The organism is Staphylococcus simulans (assembly GCF_025561465.1).
GTDB classification, from domain to species: domain Bacteria; phylum Bacillota; class Bacilli; order Staphylococcales; family Staphylococcaceae; genus Staphylococcus; species Staphylococcus simulans.
Genome location: NZ_CP095100.1, coordinates 2,485,936 through 2,510,089, shown reverse-complemented (window position 1 = coordinate 2,510,089; position 24,154 = coordinate 2,485,936). Strand labels below are relative to the sequence as shown.

20 protein-coding genes, 2 rRNA genes and 3 pseudogenes are annotated in these 24,154 nt (G+C 36.7%); 19 read left to right on the top strand and 6 right to left on the bottom strand.

Annotated features, from left to right (window positions below):
- Positions 1–174 precede the first annotated feature (174 nt).
- From MUA87_RS11935 to lip, 12 genes are all read left to right on the top strand, one after another.
- Positions 175–3,098: ribosomal RNA gene (locus MUA87_RS11935) — 23S ribosomal RNA — on the top strand.
- A 71-nt stretch (positions 3,099–3,169) separates the two neighbouring features.
- Positions 3,170–3,284, top strand: a 5S ribosomal RNA gene (gene rrf, locus MUA87_RS11930).
- Positions 3,285–3,434: 150 nt separating this feature from the next.
- Positions 3,435–4,772 carry an aminotransferase class V-fold PLP-dependent enzyme gene (locus tag MUA87_RS11925; protein WP_105978715.1) on the top strand — a complete coding sequence of 446 codons (1,338 nt, stop codon included), beginning with the start codon at positions 3,435–3,437 and terminating at the stop codon, positions 4,770–4,772.
- A gap of 1 nt (position 4,773) precedes the next feature.
- Positions 4,774–5,394, top strand: coding sequence for a dTMP kinase (gene tmk, locus MUA87_RS11920; RefSeq protein ID WP_061054930.1), 621 nt, complete (start codon positions 4,774–4,776; stop codon positions 5,392–5,394).
- Positions 5,395–5,603: 209 nt separating this feature from the next.
- Positions 5,604–5,933, top strand: coding sequence for a cyclic-di-AMP receptor (locus MUA87_RS11915; RefSeq protein ID WP_002481885.1), 330 nt, complete (start codon positions 5,604–5,606; stop codon positions 5,931–5,933).
- Positions 5,934–6,087: 154 nt separating this feature from the next.
- Positions 6,088–7,014, top strand: coding sequence for a DNA polymerase III subunit delta' C-terminal domain-containing protein (locus MUA87_RS11910; protein ID WP_057510615.1), 927 nt, complete (start codon positions 6,088–6,090; stop codon positions 7,012–7,014).
- Positions 7,015–7,821: a PSP1 domain-containing protein gene (locus tag MUA87_RS11905; protein ID WP_002481887.1), complete on the top strand. Its 807-nt coding sequence runs from the start codon at positions 7,015–7,017 to the stop codon at positions 7,819–7,821.
- Positions 7,822–7,837: 16 nt separating this feature from the next.
- The gene (gene yabA, locus MUA87_RS11900; protein WP_023016292.1) at positions 7,838–8,209 is read left to right on the top strand and encodes a DNA replication initiation control protein YabA; all 372 of its coding nucleotides are present in this window, start codon (positions 7,838–7,840) and stop codon (positions 8,207–8,209) included.
- Between the two features lie 110 nt (positions 8,210–8,319).
- Complete coding sequence (locus MUA87_RS11895) at positions 8,320–9,048, top strand: tRNA1(Val) (adenine(37)-N6)-methyltransferase (protein WP_023016291.1); 729 nt, start codon at positions 8,320–8,322, stop codon at positions 9,046–9,048.
- Complete coding sequence (locus MUA87_RS11890) at positions 9,038–9,295, top strand: GIY-YIG nuclease family protein (RefSeq protein WP_023016290.1); 258 nt, start codon at positions 9,038–9,040, stop codon at positions 9,293–9,295. The genes MUA87_RS11895 and MUA87_RS11890 overlap by 11 nt, the downstream gene beginning before the upstream one ends.
- A gap of 1 nt (position 9,296) precedes the next feature.
- The gene (rsmI, locus tag MUA87_RS11885; RefSeq protein WP_023016289.1) at positions 9,297–10,133 is read left to right on the top strand and encodes a 16S rRNA (cytidine(1402)-2'-O)-methyltransferase; all 837 of its coding nucleotides are present in this window, start codon (positions 9,297–9,299) and stop codon (positions 10,131–10,133) included.
- Positions 10,134–10,292: 159 nt separating this feature from the next.
- Positions 10,293–12,230 (top strand): YSIRK-targeted triacylglycerol lipase, encoded by a 1,938-nt coding sequence (lip, locus tag MUA87_RS11880; RefSeq protein WP_262550878.1) that lies wholly within the window; start codon positions 10,293–10,295, stop codon positions 12,228–12,230.
- 95 nt (positions 12,231–12,325) lie between these two features.
- On the opposite strand, the pseudogene MUA87_RS11875 reads toward lip, so the two are convergent.
- From MUA87_RS11875 to MUA87_RS12890, 6 genes and pseudogenes are all read right to left on the bottom strand, one after another.
- Positions 12,326–12,725 (bottom strand): annotated as a pseudogene (locus MUA87_RS11875) (DUF1672 family protein).
- A pseudogene (locus tag MUA87_RS11870) lies at positions 12,722–13,133 on the bottom strand (DUF1672 family protein). Before MUA87_RS11870 ends, MUA87_RS11875 begins: the two co-directional pseudogenes overlap by 4 nt.
- 123 nt (positions 13,134–13,256) lie before the next feature.
- Positions 13,257–14,588 (bottom strand): hypothetical protein, encoded by a 1,332-nt coding sequence (locus tag MUA87_RS11860; protein WP_262569075.1) that lies wholly within the window; start codon positions 14,586–14,588, stop codon positions 13,257–13,259.
- Entirely contained in the window at positions 14,579–15,427 is an 849-nt protein-coding gene (locus MUA87_RS11855; protein ID WP_262550872.1) for a hypothetical protein, read from the bottom strand. The genes MUA87_RS11860 and MUA87_RS11855 overlap by 10 nt, the downstream gene beginning before the upstream one ends.
- A complete protein-coding gene (locus MUA87_RS11850) occupies positions 15,420–16,322 on the bottom strand; it encodes a DUF1672 family protein (RefSeq protein ID WP_262550870.1) in 903 nt (300 codons plus the stop codon). Before MUA87_RS11850 ends, MUA87_RS11855 begins: the two co-directional genes overlap by 8 nt.
- Positions 16,323–16,376: 54 nt before the next feature.
- A pseudogene (locus MUA87_RS12890) lies at positions 16,377–16,689 on the bottom strand (CHAP domain-containing protein); the annotation flags it as partial.
- A 906-nt stretch (positions 16,690–17,595) separates the two neighbouring features.
- On the opposite strand from MUA87_RS12890, the gene MUA87_RS11840 reads away from it, so the two are divergent.
- From MUA87_RS11840 to MUA87_RS11815, 7 genes are all read left to right on the top strand, one after another.
- Positions 17,596–18,279, top strand: a complete 684-nt coding sequence (locus MUA87_RS11840) for a DUF5079 family protein (protein ID WP_070863972.1) — start codon at positions 17,596–17,598, stop codon at positions 18,277–18,279.
- Positions 18,280–18,635: 356 nt separating this feature from the next.
- Positions 18,636–19,046 carry a hypothetical protein gene (locus MUA87_RS12885; protein ID WP_394356882.1) on the top strand — a complete coding sequence of 137 codons (411 nt, stop codon included), beginning with the start codon at positions 18,636–18,638 and terminating at the stop codon, positions 19,044–19,046.
- A 155-nt stretch (positions 19,047–19,201) separates the two neighbouring features.
- Positions 19,202–19,801, top strand: a complete 600-nt coding sequence (locus MUA87_RS11835; protein ID WP_023016281.1) for a DUF5080 family protein — start codon at positions 19,202–19,204, stop codon at positions 19,799–19,801.
- 24 nt (positions 19,802–19,825) lie between these two features.
- Positions 19,826–20,197, top strand: a complete 372-nt coding sequence (locus MUA87_RS11830) for a hypothetical protein (RefSeq protein WP_023016280.1) — start codon at positions 19,826–19,828, stop codon at positions 20,195–20,197.
- Between the two features lie 102 nt (positions 20,198–20,299).
- Positions 20,300–20,518 carry a hypothetical protein gene (locus MUA87_RS11825; protein ID WP_002481904.1) on the top strand — a complete coding sequence of 73 codons (219 nt, stop codon included), beginning with the start codon at positions 20,300–20,302 and terminating at the stop codon, positions 20,516–20,518.
- A gap of 408 nt (positions 20,519–20,926) precedes the next feature.
- A complete protein-coding gene (gene metG / locus MUA87_RS11820; RefSeq protein WP_257243559.1) occupies positions 20,927–22,960 on the top strand; it encodes a methionine--tRNA ligase in 2,034 nt (677 codons plus the stop codon).
- Between the two features lie 149 nt (positions 22,961–23,109).
- A complete protein-coding gene (locus tag MUA87_RS11815) occupies positions 23,110–23,880 on the top strand; it encodes a TatD family hydrolase (protein WP_262550866.1) in 771 nt (256 codons plus the stop codon).
- Positions 23,881–24,154: the final 274 nt, after the last annotated feature.

Here is a 24,154-nt window from a genome sequence, read left to right as displayed (position 1 = left end):
AATGTTTATTTGAAACATTCAAAGATTGTACATTGAAAACTAGATAAGTAAGTAAAAAATAGATTTTACCAAGCAAAACCGAGTGAATTAGAGTTTTAAAAGCTTTATTCATTTAAATGAATCGCTAGTAATCAATTGCCGACGGCAAACGATTACTCACAATATTAATAACGTGATTAAGTTATTAAGGGCGCACGGTGGATGCCTTGGCACTAGAAGCCGATGAAGGACGTTACTAACGACGATATGCTTTGGGTAGCTGTAAGTAAGCGTTGATCCAGAGATTTCCGAATGGGGGAACCCAGCACAAGTTATGTTGTGTTATCGACATGTGAATACATAGCATGTCCGAAGGCAGACGCGGAGAACTGAAACATCTTAGTACCCGCAGGAAGAGAAAGAAAAATCGATTCCCTGAGTAGCGGCGAGCGAAACGGGAAGAGCCCAAACCAATGAGCTTGCTCATTGGGGTTGTAGGACACTCTATACGGAGTTACAAAGGAATAAATTAGACGAATCACCTGGAAAGTTGAACCAGAGAAGGTAAAAGTCCTGTAGTCGAAAGTTTATTCTCTCTTGAGTGGATCCTGAGTACGACGGAGCACGTGGAATTCCGTCGGAATCCGGGAGGACCATCTCCCAAGGCTAAATACTCTCTAGTGACCGATAGTGAACCAGTACCGTGAGGGAAAGGTGAAAAGTACCCCGGAAGGGGAGTGAAAGAGAACTTGAAACCGTGTGCTTACAAGTAGTCAGAGCCCGTTAATGGGTGATGGCGTGCCTTTTGTAGAATGAACCGGCGAGTTACGATCTGATGCAAGGTTAAGCAGCAAATGCGGAGCCGCAGCGAAAGCGAGTCTGAACAGGGCGTTGAGTATTTGGTCGTAGACCCGAAACCAGGTGATCTACCCTTGGTCAGGTTGAAGTTCAGGTAACACTGAATGGAGGACCGAACCGACTTACGTTGAAAAGTGAGCGGATGAACTGAGGGTAGCGGAGAAATTCCAATCGAACCTGGAGATAGCTGGTTCTCTCCGAAATAGCTTTAGGGCTAGCCTCAAGTGATGATTGTTGGAGGTAGAGCACTGTTTGGACGAGGGGCCCCTCTCGGGTTACCGAATTCAGACAAACTCCGAATGCCAATCAATTTAACTTGGGAGTCAGAACGTGGGTGATAAGGTCCATGTTCGAAAGGGAAACAGCCCAGACCACCAGCTAAGGTCCCAAAATATATGTTAAGTGGCAAAGGATGTGGTATTGCCCAGACAACTAGGATGTTGGCTTAGAAGCAGCCATCATTTAAAGAGTGCGTAATAGCTCACTAGTCGAGTGACACTGCGCCGAAAATGTACCGGGGCTAAACATATTACCGAAGCTGTGGATTGTCCGTAGGACAATGGTAGGAGAGCGTTCTAAGTGCGTCGAAGCATGATCGCAAGGACATGTGGAGCGCTTAGAAGTGAGAATGCCGGTGTGAGTAGCGAAAGATGGGTGAGAATCCCATCCACCGATTGACTAAGGTTTCCAGAGGAAGGCTCGTCCGCTCTGGGTTAGTCGGGTCCTAAGTCGAGGCCGACAGGCGTAGACGATGGATAACAGGTTGATATTCCTGTACCACCATTTATCGTTTTAAGCGATGGGGGGACACAGTAGGATAGGCGAAGCGTGCTGTTGGAGTGCACGTCTAAGCAGTGAGACTGAATGGTAGGCAAATCCGCCATTCTCAAGGTTGAGCTGTGATGGGGAGAGGAAACATGTTTTCCTCGAGTCGTTGATTTCACACTGTCGAGAAAAGCCTCTAGCTAGATAACTGGTGCCCGTACCGCAAACCGACACAGGTAGTCAAGATGAGAATTCTAAGGTGAGCGAGAGAACTCTCGTTAAGGAACTCGGCAAAATGACCCCGTAACTTCGGGAGAAGGGGTGCTCTTTAGGGTTCACGCTCTGAAGAGCCGCAGTGAATAGGCCCAAGCGACTGTTTATCAAAAACACAGGTCTCTGCTAAACCGTAAGGTGATGTATAGGGGCTGACGCCTGCCCGGTGCTGGAAGGTTAAGAGGAGTGGTTAGCTTCTGCGAAGCTACGAATCGAAGCCCCAGTAAACGGCGGCCGTAACTATAACGGTCCTAAGGTAGCGAAATTCCTTGTCGGGTAAGTTCCGACCCGCACGAAAGGCGTAACGATTTGGGCACTGTCTCAACGAGAGACTCGGTGAAATCATAGTACCTGTGAAGATGCAGGTTACCCGCGACAGGACGGAAAGACCCCGTGGAGCTTTACTGTAGCCTGATATTGAAATTCGGCACAGCTTGTACAGGATAGGTAGGAGCCTTAGAAGCGTGAGCGCCAGCTTACGTGGAGGCGCTGGTGGGATACTACCCTAGCTGTGTTGGATTTCTAACCCGCGCCATTGATCATGGCGGGAGACAGTGTCAGGCGGGCAGTTTGACTGGGGCGGTCGCCTCCTAAAGTGTAACGGAGGCGCTCAAAGGTTCCCTCAGAATGGTTGGAAATCATTCATAGAGTGTAAAGGCATAAGGGAGCTTGACTGCGAGACCTACAAGTCGAGCAGGGTCGAAAGACGGACTTAGTGATCCGGTGGTTCCGCATGGAAGGGCCATCGCTCAACGGATAAAAGCTACCCCGGGGATAACAGGCTTATCTCCCCCAAGAGTTCACATCGACGGGGAGGTTTGGCACCTCGATGTCGGCTCATCGCATCCTGGGGCTGTAGTCGGTCCCAAGGGTTGGGCTGTTCGCCCATTAAAGCGGTACGCGAGCTGGGTTCAGAACGTCGTGAGACAGTTCGGTCCCTATCCGTCGTGGGCGTAGGAAATTTGAGAGGAGCTGTCCTTAGTACGAGAGGACCGGGATGGACATACCTCTGGTGTACCAGTTGTCGTGCCAACGGCATAGCTGGGTAGCTATGTATGGACGGGATAAGTGCTGAAAGCATCTAAGCATGAAGCCCCCCTCAAGATGAGATTTCCCAACTTCGGTTATAAGATCCCTCAAAGATGATGAGGTTAATAGGTTCGGGGTGGAAGCATAGCGATATGTGGAGCTGACGAATACTAATCGATCGAAGACTTAATCAAATTTCAAGTTTTGATTGGTCGAATTGAAATTTACTTACTATCTAGTTTTGAATGTATAATACATTCCATTGTCTGGCGACAATGGCAAAGAGGTCACACCTGTTCCCATGCCGAACACAGAAGTTAAGCTCTTTAGCGCCGATGGTAGTCGGACTTACGTTCCGCAAGAGTAGGACGTTGCCAGGCAAACACGAGATCCTGTAAAGGGTCTCTTTTTTTATGCCATTTTTTAATTTTTGATAATGAAATGAGAAGAATTCTTTCATTTCTCATCGTTGAACTAGATTCAAATATGTTAAAATAAGAGTTAATTACCAAATTGAAGGTAGTGGAAAAATGAATTTGCCATTAAATCATCAGCTTAAATCTTTTCTAAAACAACAACCTATTTCTTTTCATGTACCTGGCCATAAAAACATAACAATCGGCACATTACATGAGATGGATTTAGCCATGGATATTACTGAGATTACTGATTTTGATGACTTGCATCATCCTGAAGGCATATTAAAAGAAAGCATGCATACCTTAGATAAGCATCCAGATTATGATGCCTTTTATTTAGTAAATGGCACAACTTCAGGTCTTTTATCAGTGATTCAAGCAACCGCAAAACAAGAAGCACCGATTGTGATGAGTCGTAATGTACATAAATCAGTCTTTCATGGTTTAGATTTAGCTCAAAAAGATGCAGAAATTTTACCGATGACTATCAGTGATACAACCCATCAATATGTAGCGCCACGCATAGACCAAAAAGAAAGTACAAATAGTCTAGCGATTGTGACATATCCTAACTATTACGGTGAGTTATTCGATATTGCTTCATTTATTAAAGAACAGCACGCGAAGGGTACACCTGTGTTAGTAGATGAAGCGCATGGTGCGCATTTTGGATTAAATGGTTTCCCTAACTCTGCACTTTCTTTTGGGGCAGATTACGTCGTACAGTCTTATCATAAAAGTTTACCTGCTTTGACTATGAGCTCTGTAATCTTCATACATAAAAATGCGCCTTATCGTGAACAAGTGATGGAGTATTTAACTTACTTTCAATCATCAAGTCCTTCGTATTTATTAATGGCAGGCTTAGAGCGTGCACATCAATTTTATAAAACATATGAAAGCACTTATTTTTTCACACAACGTCAACGTCTACTTGATGCATTAAGCGCTAAAGGATTAGAAGTTCATGAGATGGATGATCCACTTAAAATAACTTTGACATACGCAGGGTATACAGGCTATGACATCCAACAATGGTTAGAAGCACAACATCTTTATGTAGAACTCGCAGATGAAACACAAGTATTGTTAGTGTTACCGATGTGGCATAAAGGAGATCGGTTCCCATTTGAATCATTATTAGAACGAATTAAAGCATTAAAGTTACCGAAGACGACAAATGAGGTTTCAGTAACTATCCCCAAAATGCCTGAACACGTTGGATATTATCAGCCTGTGACGATAACCCAAATGAGACGTATCGATTTTAGTGAAGCTGCAGGTGAATTGTTAGCTCAACATATTGTACCTTATCCTCCAGGTATACCGGTGTTTTATAAAGGTGAACGCATTCATCAAGAAATGATCGATATTATGGAAGACTGGGTAGCACAAGGAATTAGAGTAGAAGGTATAAAGCATAGAACTATAAATATTAAGGATGAATAACATGTCAGCATTTATCACATTTGAAGGACCAGAAGGTTCCGGTAAAACAACGGTTTTAAACCAAGTTTCTGAACGTTTACAAGCACAATTTGAAGTCTTAACAACGAGAGAACCTGGCGGGGTACCCGCTGCAGAACAAATTCGAGAAATTTTATTAGAAGGCGAAGCTGTTGATGAGCGTACCGAAGCCTTATTATTTGCGGCATCACGCAGAGAACATTTAGTAGAAAAAGTCTTACCAGCGCTAAAAGCGGGAAGAGTAGTATTGTGTGATCGCTATATCGATAGTTCGCTTGCTTACCAAGGTTATGCGAGAGGTATTGGTGTAGAGGAAGTCAGAGCAATTAATGAATTTGCGATTAATGGTTTATATCCGGATTTAACAGTGTATCTAGACATTACGGCTGAAACGGGAAGAGCACGGATTCAAAGTAATGCGCGAGACATGAATCGTTTGGATCATGAGAGTATCGCATTTCATCAACGGGTTATTGAAGGGTATCATCAATTAATCGAACAAGAACCAGAGCGTTTTGCGGTCATTGATGCAAATCAATCTATTGAGGCGGTTGTTGATGCTGCTTATCAAGCAATTGTCCAACATTTGTCTAGTCAAGCATAAGCTTTAGATGATTGCTTTGGAAGTTGTTGCAAGCGTGCGGGTTCACGTAGTATAATTTGTTAAACTTTAATTACAGCAGACCTAAAAGATGAAGGTAAAATATTAATAGAAAACATCAAGAAATCAGACATCATTTTAGTTATTTCTATTTAGTTTTAAACAGGCTCTACCATCACAATATGCTATAATATTACAAAGAGGTGTTAGTTATGAAAATGGTAATTGCAATTGTTCAAGACCAAGATAGTCAAGAGTTGTCTGACCAACTCGTCAAAAATAATTTCCGAGCTACTAAACTCGCGACAACAGGTGGATTCCTACGCGCAGGAAATACGACATTCCTATGCGGTGTTGATGATGACAAAGTAGATGATTTACTAAATGTTATCAATAAAACATGTGGAAACAGAGAACAACTTGTATCACCAATTACGCCAATGGGCGGCAGTGCAGACTCTTACATTCCATATCCAGTTGAAGTAGAAGTCGGCGGCGCGACAGTATTCGTAATGCCTGTTGATGCGTTCCACAGATTTTAATGATAAACATGACATGAATCTATGATTCGACATAAATAACAGTCTATAAATAGTGGGGGTCGGGACGAGCGTGTAATCGAGATTGTAAAGAGACAATCAATGATTAAACTCATGAGTTCCTGCCCTTTTTCATTATGGAAAGGTGACAAATTGAATGGATGAATTATCAAGATTGACGAATGCGTATCAATCTGGAAAGCTTTCGCATGCCTATTTATTTGAAGGCGATGATGCACAAACGATGCAGCAAACGGCTATGGCTTTTGCGAAGTTGATACTATGCAATGACAATGAAATATGCCAAGCGAAAGTTGACGGTTTCAATCATCCTGATTTCAGATATGTCACAACAGATGAGACGAATCTGAAGAAAGAAAAGATTGAAGCGTTAGTTCATGTGATGAATCAATTACCCGTTGAAGGCAGTCACAAAGTCTATATTATTAATGGCTTTGAGAAACTTACCGTTCAAGGTGAGAATAGTATTTTAAAGTTCTTAGAAGAACCGCCAGAAAATACGATTGCGATATTGCTGTCGACGAAACCAGAACAAATTCTCAGTACAATCCATTCGCGTTGTCAGCATGTTTATTTTAAACCGATGTCACAAGCACAACTCGTGGAACGTCTGAAAGAACAAGAGATATCTAAACCGATTGCTGAAATGTTGAGTACTTATACCTCACAAATCGAAGAAGCTCGTGCGCTGAATGAGGAATATGATTTAGCAAATTTACGCAAAAACATTATCAATTGGTGCCAATTACTGCTGACGAATCGTGCAATGGCTTTAATTGCTTTGGTCGATTTAATGAAAGCAGCTAAAAATAAAAAGCTGCAGCAACTGACATTGTCAGTCGTGAATGCATTCTTCCAAGATATTATGCATGAAAAAGCAGACATTTCAGGATACTTAGTATTCTCTGAATTAGAAACAGATATTAAACAATATGCACAACGTTTAACATATGACCAATTAACGCATATGTATGATCATATAACGGAGGCACATAAGAAGTTAACACAAAATGTGAATCCAACACTCGTATTTGAACAAATCGTAATTAAGGGGGTGGGCTAAATGCTTCAAGTGATTGGCGTACAATTCCAAAAAGCTGGTAAGCTTGAGTATTATGCACCGGTTGAAGATGCTGAACTTTGTTGTGGTGACAGAGTTGTTGTAGAGTCTAAACGTGGTGTAGAAGTCGGTGATGTCAAAGATGCTGCACTAACGGTAGATGAGGAAGATGTTACATTACCGTTAAAACAAATCATTCGTGTCGCAACTGACAATGATTTAGAACAATGTGCATGTAACGAAGAAGATGCAGATGCTGCAATGGATTTCTGTAAAGCATCTGTAGAAGAATTAGGTTTAGAAATGCGTTTAGTCAATTGTGAGTATACATTAGATAAATCAAAAGTGATTTTCAACTTCACTGCAGATGATCGCATCGACTTTAGAAAGTTGGTAAAGATTTTAGCCGCAAAGTTAAGAACACGTATTGAATTACGTCAAATCGGCGTGCGCGATGAGGCTAAATTACTTGGTGGTATCGGTCCTTGCGGCCGTTCGCTATGTTGTTCAACGTTCTTAGGTGACTTTGAACCTGTATCGATTAAAATGGCAAAAGATCAGAACTTATCATTAAATCCTACAAAAATTTCAGGCGCTTGCGGTCGTTTAATGTGCTGCTTAAAATATGAAAATGATCAATATGAAGCTGCCAGAGAACAATTACCTGATGTGGGAACAAAAATTGATACACCTGATGGTCAAGGTACAGTGGTAGGCTTGAATATGTTAGATATTTCAATGCAAGTCAAAGTTGAAGGTTTAGAACAACCTTTAGAATACTCAGTTGATGATTTAGAAGCAATCTATTAAGGGAGGCCACAGGCTTTTGGAACGCAGAGAAATAATGGAGAGACTATTGCGTCTTGAAACCAATGTTAAACAATTGTATCAAGACACGGCAGAATTAAAGACCATCACCATGCAGCTTATAGAAGAAAATGTTGCGTTGGAAGTTGAAAACAAACATTTGAAACAATTAATCGGCCGTTCACAAGAAACAGGATCTGAATCAACAGATGTTTCAGATAAGCCTGAGCAAAAGTCTAAAGAGAAAAAGAAACCTCGTTTAAGCAGTAAGGAGAACTTAGCGATTTTATATCAAGAAGGCTTCCATATCTGTAAAGGCGATTTATTCGGTAAACATCGTAATGGTGAAGATTGCTTATTTTGTTTACAAACATTAGAAGAACAATCCTAAAAGCGATTGTTTTAATATATCAAAAGAATGTCATATTCTATTTGAAAGCTTGAATGAGAACCTGAAGAGGTTCTCATTTATACATATTTAATCAAAAATTGGAGAAAATCATGTTGAAAGAAAATGAACGTTTAGATTGTCTATTAAAAGAACAGTTAGAAATAATTCAAAATGATGAAGTCTTTTCCTTTTCGACGGATGCTTTATTATTAGGCCATTTTACCCAGCTTAGAAAACGTGACAAAGTAATGGATTTATGTTCAGGTAACGGCGTCATTCCTTTATTACTTTCAGACAAAGGAAATCACATGATAGATGCGATTGAAATCCAACCACAATTAGTGGATATGGCTGAACGCAGTATTCGCCATAATCATTTAGAAGCGCGTATTCAAATGTATGAAATGGATTTAAGACATGTTCAACAACACTTTCAACCTTCAAGCTATAACGTTGTCACATGTAATCCGCCGTACTTCAAAACCATTCAAACGCATCAACATCAAAAAGAAGCACATAAAATTGCACGTCATGAAGTAATGTGTACACTGGCTGATTGTGTGAATGCTGCGAAACATTTATTGAAACAAGGCGGTCGTTTTGTCATGGTACATCGTGCAGAACGTTTAATGGATGTATTATTTGAATTCAGACAGCACCGTATTGAACCAAAGAAACTGACAATGGTTTATAGTAAACCTGGTAAAGCAGCGCATGCGATTCTTGTAGAAGGACGTAAAGATGGCAAACCTGGTTTGGATATTGCGCCGCCATTTTATATGTATACAGCAGATGGCCAATATACAAAAGAAATGAGTGCGATTTATTATGGCAATTGAACATTATATTTATATCGTACGATGTAAAGACGGCACATTATATACTGGGTATACCAATAACGTTCAAGCAAGAATCGAAAAACATAATGCGGGTAAAGGTGCCAAGTATACTAAAACTAGACGTCCCGTTGTATTACTTTATCAAGAAGGTTATGAAACAAAGTCAGAAGCGATGAAACGTGAGTATGAAATTAAAACATTCACGAGAACACAAAAATTACAGCTCATTGAAAGGGGCAAGCAATAACATGGGAACACTTTATTTAGTCGGAACACCCATCGGAAATTTAGCAGATATCACATTTCGTGCAGTAGACACTTTAAAATCTGTCGATATGATTGCCTGTGAAGATACACGTGTCACAAAGAAATTATGTCATCATTATGAGATTGAGACACCCTTAAAATCTTATCATGAACATAATAAAGAGACGCAGACTGAACCTTTAATTGAACTTTTATTAGAAGGGAAAAGTATCGCATTAGTCTCTGATGCCGGCTTACCGTTAATCAGTGATCCGGGTTATGAATTAGTGGTGCGTGCGCGTGAAGCAGGTATTGATGTTGTACCGATTCCTGGACCGAATGCAGGGTTGACTGCGTTGATGGGGAGCGGTTTACCTTCGTTTGTGTATACGTTTGTTGGATTCTTACCGAGAAAAGCCAAAGATAAAAAAGCAGTACTTGAACAACGCATGTTTGAAGACTCTACTGTAATTATTTATGAAAGCCCGTTTCGTGTGGCAGATACACTAAAAGCTATAGCGGAAATTGATGAAACACGACCAGTAGCACTTGGTCGAGAATTGACTAAGAAGTTTGAAGAGATTCAGACGGCACCAGTTCAAACATTGGTAGAAGCGGTCACAAATGGTGACATTCCGACTAAAGGTGAATTTGTTATCTTAATAGAGGGTGCAGCACCAAAAGAAGAGACAGAATGGTTCAGTGAGTTAGATATTCATGAACATGTTGAACATTATATCCGTCAAAATATGAAACCGAAAAAAGCGATTAAACAAGTCGCTGAAGACCGTCAGATGAAAACAGGAGAAGTTTACGATATTTACCATCAGATAAAATAAAAATGATGTAAAAGAAATATAACAAATAAGAAAATTAACACTGAGTGACACAAAAATGTGTTATTTTAAAGTAGTACAGTTAATTATTCATCTATATTATGGGAGCACGTTATTATTTTTCTTTAGTGAAGGACACCACTAGAATAGGAGCAATTCAAAATGAAGAAAAATAATCAAACACACCATCACTATGCGATAAGAAAGTTTACAGTCGGAGCTGGATCAACACTTATCGCATCCTTTATATTTATGGGTCTAAGCACATCAGCACATGCGGAAGAATCCACACAAACACACCACGAAACACAGGTAGAAGCGGAACATACACAAGAAAATGAACAACTGTTACCATCAAAAGATATAACGACATCACAACAGGTTGAAACACAACCAGATATTTCTACCAAGCGTTCTGAAATACAAACAAGTCATGTGAATACACCATCTTCAGAAAAAAATATACAGGAACAAAATACTATTAACCTTGAACAAGAAACATCCTCATCTCAGATTCATGAAGGATCACAAACAAAACAAGAAAAACCTAATCATAGTGAACCACTAAAACCAAAACAGTACGAACAACCAGCGCCAGTAGATAATGATTCTGTGACAAACTATGAAGCACAAAAGGTTACAGAAGATGTCATCCAACAAGTAGAAGCACCTGAAAATAAAAAAGAAGAGATTAAAAATACAGAAATATTATCTAAAACGACCTCAACTTCTGAAGAAGAAACAGTACAGACGCATGTTTCGTCAGAAGTAGAACCGAAAACTGCTCCTGCGCCAGAAATCAAATCAACTCTTACATCTCAAGAGGATGATGAGAAAACTGAAGCGGCACCAAAAGAAGAAGCCAAAACAGAAGAAACACAAACAAAACCAACGCAACGTACGGTCCAACAAGCACCTGTTCCACATACAGAAAGTTTAAAAACTAATAAAGCACAACAAGCGATTAATCAATATCCAGTTATATTTGTACATGGATTTATGGGCTTTACAGGTGAAATAAAGCCAGACTTATATCCCAATTATTGGGGTGGAGATAAGTATCGTGTGATAGATGGACTGCGTGAAAAAGGGTACGAAGCTTATGAAGCGAGTGTAGGTGCTTTCAGCAGTAATTATGATCGCGCAATAGAGTTATATTATTATATTAAAGGCGGTACAGTAGATTATGGTGCAGCGCATGCGGAGAAATATGGACATTCTCGATATGGCAGAACTTATGCAGGGGTCTTTCATGAATGGGCGCCTGGCAAAAAGGTGCATATGGTCGGCCACAGTATGGGTGGACAAACAATCCGGCTTTTAGAACATTTTTTACGCTTTGGTAATCAAGAAGAAATAGATTACCAACATCAACATGGTGGAACAATCTCCTCTTTATTTGAAGGAGGGAAAGACCATATGATTGCCTCTATTACAACTTTAGGCACACCGCATAACGGTTCAGCTGCAGCGGATCGAATTGGTAATGAAAAAGCCTTTAAAGATATTGTTTATGCGTTAGGACGTATGGGCGGTGGTAAACTCGCAAATATCGATTTTGGTTTTGAAAAATGGGGATTCAAACAAAGGGAAAATGAATCTTATATTGAATACGCACAACGTGTTGCGCAAAGTAAACTTTGGGATACTGATGATAATGCGATGTATGATTTAACATCAGAAGGCTCAGAAAAATTAAATCAAATGACACCGATGAACCCTAACATTGTTTATACAACTTATACAGGTTTGGCGAGTCATGAAGGTTTAACGGGAAATCATATCCCTGATATTGGACAATTCTTCCTTTTTGATTCAACGAGTCGTGTCATTGGAAGTGAGGAGAACCAAGCATTGCGTCCAAATGACGGTATCGTTTCTGTGGTATCTTCACTCTATCCAACAGGGCAAGCTTTCACTGAATTTACAGATGGCTTGAAAAAAGGCATCTGGCAAGTGACACCGGTTATGAAAGGTTGGGATCATTTAGATTTTGTCGGTCTAGATGCCTTAGACTTTAAACACACAGGCCAAGAATTACAAGGCTTTTATGCAGGTTTGATTAATCATATGATGCGTATAGAAGAATTAGATATCTAATCAATAACGCACCGTTATCCAAGTGATTTCGGTGCGTTATTAATGTTTATTTATTAAAATGAACATTATCAAAGTATTTATTTTGTTCTGAAAATTTATTGTTCACTATTATAAACCCCATAAGACATTTCGTTATTTCCATTCTTTGTGCCGTCATAAGTGGTGATTTCATTGCTTGTATAGGTTAATGTATATTTCACTTCGCTTTTATCAGGGCCAAGTTGATTTTTTTGAATGGCATCTGCAAGATCTAATAACTTATAGTCTTCCTTATCTTTATTATAATTTGAGTTAGTATCAAAAAATGTAGTGATAACGTGTGTTTTAGTTACACCACCAGTGGCATTGTATCTAGCTTGATAATACTTTTCGCTGAATTCTTTTTGATTCATTTGAATCAAAGGTGTAGTATTTATCATATTGGGCTAAGTCAATAGGATAACCACTTATCCAGAAAAAATCATTTTCATAGCCAGAGTTTCGTGTTTTGTTTATAGCTTCTTTAGTAAACCCGTAATAACCTGATTATCTTTGAAGTATTGATAAAGTTCATCGTATTCTTTCTTGTTGGCTTTGTAGTCAAAGCCGCTGACTACTTTTCCAATTTGAGTAGATAAATCATCGCTTTCTCCTTTTGCACATGCAGAGCCTTTATAGCCTAAAGAATCAGTGGAGATAACAATACTGGAATTAAACACGATGTCATGATCATTACAATGTACGAATACTTCTGCGCCTTTTCCACTGCCGACCACGTTGGTAGCTTTAACCTTCAAGCCAAAGTTATCTTTATAAAATCTTTCTCCTAGTTCTGCGAATTCCTCTCTATGTTTTTACTAATTCAATTGCCTTTTTATCAGCAGGAGGTTGAAAACCTTGGCCTTTATATTCGTTAACAGGCATAGTGTCAGTAGCTTTGTTTGTGAAAGAATTATTCAAATTGTTGCATCCACTGAATATAAAAACAAAAATAATGGTAATAAAAAAATAGTTTCTTCATAGGTGACCTCTTATGATATTGATGAATTAATATAATGATAGCTTTTTAAGTTCTTTATTAATCAGCTTCATATTCTTTTGAATCGTGTTAGCTGAAGTATCTAAAGCACGAATAGCAGCACCTTCATTTTCTTTTAATCCATTCACTACGACTTCTAATTGTTGTGTCATTTGATCTAATCGTGCTTGAGCTTGTTTATTAAGTATAAACATATCATCATAATGAGATGGCTCAAAAATCATCTGTACAATGAAGGGTTTCATATTAATTAAAATATCACTTAAATGATTATTGAGTATAGGTGAAATTTCTTTACCATCATTTAAAACTGTTTCTAGGCTACGCAAGTAATGCCTAGCATTTTCGGATTTTTGACGAATGTTGCCTAATGAAATATGAGAAGTTTTGCTTAAAATTTCAGTTGTTGGATTGTTTAACATGGTATCTAATATATCTAAATCAGAAGCGATGCTCGATAAATTAAAACTTAATGTTTCAAGTAAAACACTGATAATTTTACCGTGTTCGTTATATAATTTTTGAATATATTTAGCTAAATCTTTGATGCTAGTATCTATATGACTTTTAAGTATAGACATATTCTTAAGCATATAGGGGGAAGGTTCAATGAATTGAGTTACCATATGTTCACCAACATTAGGTATAGAGAGATCTCCTTCCATGACAGTCAAATCTTTTTGTAACATTGCGCTATGGCAATCATTGATTTGTTGACCAAAAATATCGTTTTGTTGTTTGATTTTTGAAATGCCTTCTTTGGTAAGTTTTAAATGCTTCATTGTTTCTTCAGGTATGCCATCTTGCATATCATGCTCAATATTTTTAAAGAGCTCACTAATCTTTTTTTCTGTTTGATCATAAATCTCTTCAATAAATTTTTCGACTTGGGATTTTAGCAATTTAGCATTTGTTAGAAAAAGCGTAACAGATTTAAATGTGGGCATAATCAAAGAGGCTAAAATTATAGAATTTATTGTGTCCATTAAATCATTTAAGCTACTTTCAACGTTACGACTACGTTCTTTATAGGATGTTGACCAGCCTTCAACTTCATTAAGCTTAATCGTTTTCTCAAAATGGTCCTTTAATTTATATTTACGTGTATCGAATTGACCATTTTCCTTTTCGGAGATATTGTAACTTTCATTTAAATAAGATACACATTCTTGTAGCATGGTACTCATTTCACCCGAAACCATTTGAGATAATTTATTTAGATTTTCAATATCCAGTTTAATCAGTCCGCTATTTCCAGAAACAGAAATCGCATCACCAGTCCATACATTCATAGGGATACGTTCGTCCATTTCAATCATAATATTGATTGTCAGAGGCACGTACATTCCATTTTTAATACGACATCTTTTACTGATGTTACAGTATGAATTGGCATGTTTTTATAACCATTAGTCTTAGAATCGAATTTTCTTTTATAGCCTAAATGACTGTCGATTAGCCCTTTTAAAGTCGGTACCCCACTATCCACATTGACACGCTTTGATGGCACATGTTTTACAAAAGGATCTTGAATCCAAGACAAGATGTCATAATGACTATGGTATCTAATAATATTTTTATAGTAAGGTACATCTAAATAATCAAATGATGATAAGGGCAACATCGCACTATTTGTGATAGTTACTGGGATACTAAGATGTTGAATACATTGATAGGCAGCTGAAGCGCCTCCTTGAGAATTGCCGCCAATACCAATTAATTGTTTATTTTCATATGTTGAAATAGGTATATAATACTTATGAAAAAATTCTTTTTCGTTTAGTAACTTAGCGTCTGCAATTTTCCTGTTATAATCTTTTATATAATCATTGGTTTGATTTAATAAAGGAGTTGTTTTGTTTTTGTTATTCGCCAGCTTGATGTTTTCTAACCAATCATCAGCTAAAAAAGCTCTTAAAGGGTTGATTGGGTTTAGTTTTTCAGTGTTATCTGTACCTTGAAAAGCAATGAATTGTTGGCCAGTTCCTTTGTCTTTATCTAATAATTCAAACGTAACCGCATCGAGGCTACCATTCTTATTTGAATAATTTTCGGAATGGTATGAATCTATGATTTTAAAATATTTTCCATTAACATTTATTCGAGTTTTATTATTCATATCTTGATATGCCCAATAGCTACTTAATTCAATTTTATCGCGTTCTGTAATTTCATTCATTATTTATACTCCATTCAACTCTATGATCATAATTTTGGTTATATCTTGCAGAGTTAGTATTGATTATTTGATCAGTAGCTAATATATTTACTTGAATTTCTTTAGGTATAGATTTCTCAATATCATTAGATATTTCTACTACTTTCTTTGACATAGATTTTCTATTATAGCTTTTATTACGAGAGAATAAGTTAGTGACGATTTCAAATTTAGGTTGATTATACAGTGATGTTTGAACGCTGTAATATTTATCTTTGAACGTTTTTCCATTCTCAGTAATCAAAGGATAAAGTTTTTCATGATACTCTTTTAATGTCATAGGATTTCCATTAATCCAAAAAAATTCGTTTTGATAACCTGAATTTTGAGTTTTATTTATAGCTTCTTTAGTAAACCCGTAATAACTGTATTTTTTTTGATTATCTTTGAAGTATTGATAAAGTTCATCGTATTCTTTCTTGTTGGCTTTGTAGTCAAAGCCGCTGACTACTTTTCCGATTTGAGTAGAAAGTTCGTCGCTTTCTCCTTTAGCACGCATTGATCCTTTATGACCTAAAGAGTCTGATGTTAAAACAATACTAGAATTAAACACGATGTCATGATCATCACAATGGACAAACACTTCCACACCATCTCCGCTGCCGACCACATTAGTAGCTTTAACCTTCAAACCGAAATTATCTTGAAAGAATCTTTCTCCTAATTCTGCATATTCATTATAATGTTTCTTTGCTAATTCAATGACTTTCTTTTCAGCATGAGGTTGAAAACCTTGGCCTTTATATTCATTAACAGGCATAGTGTCAGGGACTTTGTTTGTGAAAGAATTATTCAAATTGTGGCATCCTCCTAGTAATAAAGTAGAAATGATAATGGTGCTGCATATCTTTTTCATAGGTCACCTCATTAATTCTTTTGGTTAAATATATTTTATTAATGTTGCTTATTATTAATGGATATAATTATAATTTCGTGCTTCTGAAGCAGAAATAGTACGTGTAGACACGATGTATGGTGCAATATAGTTCATTTCGGAAATAAACACACTACCATCCATATTGACGCGTTCTACATAAGCCACATGTCCCCAAACGCCTATGGGTGTTTGGAAAACAGCACCTTTTTTAGGTTGATTATTAACTATAAAACCATCAGCTTATGCTTGGCTTGCCCAGTTTTTAGCATCTCCCCAAAATGTGCTGATAGTATTACCATCTGCTGCACGTTTATAAGATACATTGCCTCGGTGTATATAAATTATTTGCTTGTTGGTTGATATGAATGGTACTTGGTTTAGAATGTTGTGGTTATGATAGAACATTTTGACCATAACTGTATGTAAATGAGTCATCTCAAGTATTCACTTTAATGGCTGCATTCGAATGCTTACTTATAGCTTCTTCTAGAGTTTCAAAAGATACAACATTACTTAAAGTTAATGAATTGGAAATGATTAGTGATAAAAAAGATAATGTTAATTTTGTGTTTTTCATTATTTATAAAGTCCTTTTCAAAGATATTAAAATAAAGAGAGTGAGATAAAACAAAGTGTAAAAAAACTGTAAACGCTCTATACAAAACATGTAAAGTTTTATATGATAATTTTAAAAATACTAATTAACAAATAAAGTGTAAATAGTATTTTCTAAAACTTAAGATAGCAAATAGGGTTATGAAGTGCAATGGCTTAAATAAAATAAGTTAAGAAGAGATAAGAGCTAAATCATAATCTTGTAGTAACAATTAGATGTACTTTACCAGACTTAACCCATGACAAGGTAAATTTTCAGCAAATAGGGGATGTCAGGTTTTCAAACATTTTGAAGAAATAAATTAACATCTATCTCCAAATTTTATTTATAGCAAATGATAGGTGTAGCAACTAGTGGATCCATTGAAGCATGTGTTGGTTTGGTAGATAGAATGATAATTTGATTTGTAGTAGAAGCTAAAATAATTAGATGGAAAATCACTCGATGATACCGCTAAAGCTAATAAATACATGAATAAATTTAGGAATTCTGATACATGGAAACAAACTAAAAAAGAGTTGGTTATGTAGAAAGTTCAATTGTTAAAAATTTACCATTTGTAAAATCTGGTTAAAGATTGGGTGTTGTGTTTTAGTTGTTAATATTGAAATTATTAAATAGAAAGAGGTTGTTAGATTGAATGATGCATATAAAAAATTAAGAAATCCACTTCCGCAAATCTTAGGTGTATTTTCTATTTTATTTAGTTTTCCAGGTTTTGTTCAGTATTTTTATAGTCTAACTATAGAAAGCACACCCATGTATTTAATAGTAAGTAGTATATTAATTATTGTAGTTTCTATGTCATGCTTTTTTGTATTGTTTTTACAATATCCTAAAAATCATGAAGATATGAAAAAAAGTGCTTTTAAGTTGATGATTTTAGATATTTTAGCTTTATATTGCGTGGTTATCTCTTTATACAACTCTTATTTCTTTATGGCTGCTGAAAATGGTGTTGATCTCACTTTTTTTTGGAGTGTTGGTATAATTACAATGTTTGTGTGTTTAATTGCTTTCATTTGCGGAATTTATTTGCTTAGTAATACACCATTTTGGCTTAAAACCAAGAAAAAAGATGAACAGATTTCTGGTAAAGTGATAGCAATGATAATTTTATTCCTTTTTAGTTTAGTAGTTTTAATTCAAAAAGTGATTGAATATTTTACAATTCCGAATATCAATCAATCAAAGTTTATGATTTTAGCGATAGGAGGGATGATGCCGTTCGTATATTTCGTTATCTTTATGCTTTACATACATTACACCCAAGTATTATCGAATTATGAATTGGAAGATGCAGATGAATTTTTCGAATAACAAATATCTAAATAAATTTTATCAATATCAATTTTATGTAAAATAAGCTTAGATTTTCAAAGGAATGACTTAAAATTGAATGCTGCTTATGAAAAGTTAAGAAGCCCTATGCCACAAATATTAGGAAGTTTAACATTAATCCCATTAGCGATGTCGAGCGCTCAATATTTTTATGGATTGACTATATCTGAGACACCTTGGTATCTCGTAATAATATGGCTATTCATGCTTTTAGTTAGTATATCCACTTTTTTGATTTATGTAATTCGAAGACCCAAGAATCATAAAAGCATGAAAAGAAAAGCTCTGGTTTTATTTATAATCAATGTTTTAGCTATGTATAGCGCTATTTTGCCGTGTATAATACTTACTATTTTTTGGTTGTAAGAAAAGGGATAGTTTTATTTGAAATTTGGATTGTAGGATCTATAACAATGGTTTTATGTATATTGTCATTTATGTTTGGAGTAATACTTTTACATAAGACGCCTAGTTGGTTAAAAGGAAAAAACCATAAAGACAAAGTTGAAAGCAAGATACTAGTTATAGCAATACTTTTTGGCATCAGTTTAATTGTAGTAGTAGAAAAGATTATAGAATATATACTCGTACCAAATATCAATGATTCGAAATATATGTTTTTAGTAACGATAGGCTTAATATTGATTAGCTATTATAATGTTTTTTATTGTATATACATTATACTCAGGTGTTATCGAATTTTGAGTTGGAAGATGCGGATGAATTTCTCGAATAATAAATTCTAAAATTAAGTTCCGCTAACAAAAAAGAAGTAAAAGCATTATGGAACTAGACGCACTAATCATGCCTAATTTGGCAAAGGTAGAATTTTCAGTTGAACCTGAATATTGGCAAGGTGAGATGTTGAAAGTAAAGGTTATGGAAATGTAGGAGAAAACATATGACATATTTATTATTAATTTTAATGGCAGGTTTGTATTACGTGGTGTATATTACTTCGGTAATGTATGCGGAAGGTATTAAATTACTGCAATGGATTGCCTATGGTATATCTGCGTTAATCTTTTTGATTACATTCTTCTATGTAGATTCTAGTTTTAGTTCATTACAGAATTACATACTTGTGCTCATTATAAGTGTAGTGGTATACGGATGGTTGGCGATTAAATCGTTTTGGACACGTCCTTATAAAGTGAAGCTAAGAAGTTTGGATCCTCTCTCAGAACATTCAGTAACTAAGGGACAGTATGAAGACATTGAAAGTATTCAAATTAATCTTGCTTCATCTAAGTATAAAGGTATTATTTCAGCAATTATCTCTATTGTTTGTATGATTGCGATTAAATTAAAGTTAACACCTGTTTTAAAAGATGATTTAGCAGGCGGTATTTTCACAATAGGTCTTATCCTGTTTTTAATGGTTATTATTTATTTGGTTATTGATATTGTATTAGCAGTTAGAAGAAGAAAATTTTCGTTTATCACACTCAGACCGTTAGGAACGTTGATTTTGTTAATCTTCTATTCAATCATTATTTAACAATTTAAATCGAAGGAGTAAACTATGAAGAAAATTTGTTTGATGAGTTTATGCCTATTGATGGTTATCGTAATGGGTTGCGCGAAGGGGGATCCTCTTCCTGGTTCTGTAAAAAATGATTTGCATAAAGCCGATAGAAAGTTAGAAGCTGTAAAAATATTTGAGATTGATCATAAACAGGTTGTTTATGATAAGAAAGATAAAAAATTGACTGTGCCGCTTCACTTCAACGAAGACGTAGACCTCCCGACTAAACTCATCGGCAGCATGTCATCCATGCCTTTCTCTGGAAATGATGACGTCGACCAAGTAGTAGTGAAGTATGAATTCAAAGATCAAAAACATGAGTTGCATTACAAAAAAGACGCACAAGATTCACTGAAAAGAGTGAAATAACTGCTTCATAGGAACGGACACACGTGTGTATTCCTAAATGAGTAGATAGGTGTGTCCTGTTCCTAAAAAGCAGCAGAATAAACATATAAGGAGCGCAACAACATGGCAGAAAAAGTGAAAGAAGCAGGAAAAACATTAAAAGTTTGGGCTTGGGTTTTTATTGTCCTCTCATTAATTATGCCAATCTTTGGAGTTGGAAGTATTATTTGTAGTGCGAAATACAAAAAATACCAACAAGAACAAGGCGGAAAATTATTAAATATCGCAATCATCGTTACAGTGGTCAGTGTGACGTTTGCGATTATAAGATTATTTACTTAATTTCTCAGCAACAGAACGCTTTCTCGGGTTCTGTTGCTTTTATCAATACAAGGGGTTGATTAAGGAATAATAAATCAAATGAATAAGTTCAATGCAGATAATAGGTGATATAGTCAGCTTATTTCCTATTAATAATCACTAACCAAGAAAAAACTACATCAAATCGTTTTGGCTCATAAATAAACATTTGTGAGTTTCTTTTTATTTTTATGTCAATTTTACATAATCAACATCGTCTCTATATGCACCGTTCATTAGAATTGTTACAATATATACATATGGAATCAAATCAGTCGAACTTATATGAAGAGTACAAGGACTTATTTTGCGTTAGAAGTCATGTTGAGTGTGTTTCTGAGACTGTCATGACGGGGACTCTGCATTGAAATCAATACTGAATTTAGATATATTAATTATGTAAGATACAAGGAGGAGCATGGAATGGCGAAAGATACATTTTATATAACAACACCTATTTATTACCCGAGTGGTAAATTACACATTGGGCATGCCTATTCAACTGTAGCAGGCGACGTCATTGCGCGCTACAAACGCATGCAAGGCTATGATGTACGTTATTTGACAGGTACAGACGAACATGGCCAAAAAATTCAAGAAAAGGCACATAAAGCTGGCCTTACAGAATTAGAATACCTAGATGACATGATTAAAGGTATTAAAGCGTTATGGGAAAAATTAGAGATTTCAAATGATGACTTTATCAGAACAACTGAAAAACGTCACAAAGAAGTTGTAGAGAAAGTCTTTGAACGTCTATTAGCACAAGGTGATATTTACCTTGGTGAATATGAAGGCTGGTATTCTGTACCGGATGAAACTTACTATACAGAATCTCAACTTGATGATCCAGAATACGATAATGATGGCAATATTATCGGCGGTAAAAGCCCGGATTCTGGACATGAAGTAGAATTAGTTAAAGAAGAAAGTTACTTCTTCAATATTTCTAAATATGCGGATCGCTTATTAGAATTCTATGATGCGAACCCTGAATTCATTCAACCTCCTTCTCGTAAGAACGAAATGATTAACAACTTTATTAAACCAGGATTAACAGACTTGGCTGTCTCACGTACGACATTTGATTGGGGCGTACAAGTACCGTCTAATCCTAAACACGTTGTTTACGTATGGATTGATGCGTTGGTGAACTATATTTCAGCTCTTGGTTATTTATCAGATGATGATAGCCTATTCCAAAAATATTGGCCGGCTGATTTACACTTAATGGCGAAAGAAATTGTGCGTTTCCACTCTATCGTGTGGCCGATCTTATTAATGGCGCTAGACTTACCGCTTCCAAAACGCGTCTTCGCACACGGTTGGATTTTAATGAGAGACGGTAAAATGAGTAAATCTAAAGGTAACGTCGTAGATCCGAACGTATTAATCGATCGTTATGGCTTAGATGCGACACGTTACTACTTAATGCGAGAATTACCATTTGGTTCTGACGGTGTCTTCACACCAGAAGCGTTCGTTGACCGTACAAACTTTGATTTAGCCAATGACTTAGGTAACTTAGTCAACCGTACGATTGCGATGATCAACAAATACTTCGGCGGCGAGTTGCCTGCGTATGAAGGACCAAAACATGACTTAGATGCTGAGATGGAACAATTCGCATTAGATACAGTCAAAGAATACCATCAAAATATGGAAAACTTACAGTTCTCTGTTGCACTTTCAACAGTATGGAAGTTCATCAGCCGTACGAATAAATATATTGATGAAACAACACCATGGATTTTAGCTAAAGATGACAGCCAAAGAGAAATGCTTGGCAACGTGATGGCACACTTAGTGGAAAATATCCGCTTCGCAGCTGTCTTATTACGCCCATTCTTAACACACGCACCACGTGAAATCTTTGCGCAATTACACATCAATAGTCCTGAACTATATGAACTAGACAGCTTAAATTCATATGGTGCATTAACTGAACCGATTACAGTAACTGAAAAACCTAAACCGATTTTCCCTCGTTTAGATACAGAAGCAGAAGTGGCATTTATTAAAGACTCAATGCAAGGTTCAGCACCACAAGCTGAAGAAGCAAAAGAAGAAACAAAAGAGGAAGCACAAGAAGACGCGAAACCTCAAATCACAATTAAAGATTTCGATAAAGTTGAAATCAAAGCTGCAACAGTAATGGATGCAGAAAATGTGAAGAAATCAGATAAACTCTTAAAAATTCAAGTAGATTTAGGCGAAGAACAACGCCAAATCGTTTCAGGTATCGCAAAATTCTATGAACCTGATGATATTATCGGTAAAAAAGTCGCAGTTGTGACGAACTTGAAACCAGCAAAATTAATGGGCCGTAAATCAGAAGGTATGATTCTATCAGCAGAAAAAGACGGTGTCTTAACACTGGTCAGCTTGCCGAATGCGATTCCTAACGGTGCAGTGATTAAATAATTGAACAATCAAGACAAGCGGCTTGCAGCGAATGCTGTTTGAGCCGCTTCTTTGACGCTTACTCATACTTTGAAATGTTTCATAGAAAGAATGGGTATAATCATAGTGTATGAACACTGAGAAAAGCAGTAATGAAAGGAGTACACATCATGTTAATTGATACACATGTACATTTAAACGCAGAACAATATGATGAAGATTTACAAGAAGTCATCGACCGTGCAAGAAACGCAGGTGTCGATCGCATGTTTGTCGTTGGATTTGATACACCAACGATTGAACGTGCGATGGAACTTGTGGAACAATATGATTTCTTATATGCGATTATTGGTTGGCATCCAGTGGATGCGATTGATTACACAGAAGAACGTGAACAATGGATTGAAAAATTAGCCGAGCACCCTAAAGTGATCGGCATCGGTGAAATGGGCTTAGACTATCACTGGGATAAATCACCAAAAGATGTTCAAAAAGAAGTGTTCAGTAAACAAATCGCACTCGCAAAACGTGTGAACTTGCCGATTGTCATTCATAATCGTGAAGCGACACAAGATTGTGTGGATATTCTAATGGAGGAACACGCAGAAGAAGTCGGCGGTATTATGCATAGTTTCAGCGGTTCACCTGAAATCGCAGATGTCGTGATTAATAAACTCGGTTTCTATATTTCATTAGGCGGACCTGTCACATTCAAAAATGCGAAACAGCCTAAAGAAGTCGCAAAACATGTGCCATTAGATCGTCTATTAGTAGAAACAGATGCACCTTATTTATCACCGCACCCTTATAGAGGTAAACGTAACGAACCGATGCGCGTGACATTAGTTGCGGAACAAATCGCAGAATTACGCGGTATCAGTTACGAAGAAGTTGCAAAACAAACGACTGAAAATGCGGAAAGATTATTTAACTTAAATTAATAATATAAAGAGAAAGCGCCGTTCTACATCAGAAGGGCGCTTTCGTCATGTTTGAATGTATCATTTTTATGATATTAAAATCATATTTTTATATAAGAATATAAGCTCTGTTCATATTGTAACCTTTTCAAGCAAGTTGGATAGATGGTGGCTAATCCATTCAAAGGGCTGATGTCTATGATGCACAACTCCAGAGAGGATACACGATGAGTGATTATGAATGCTTATGGTCTTCTTGACGATGATAGGTTTAATCCTTGTGAGTAGTCAACAA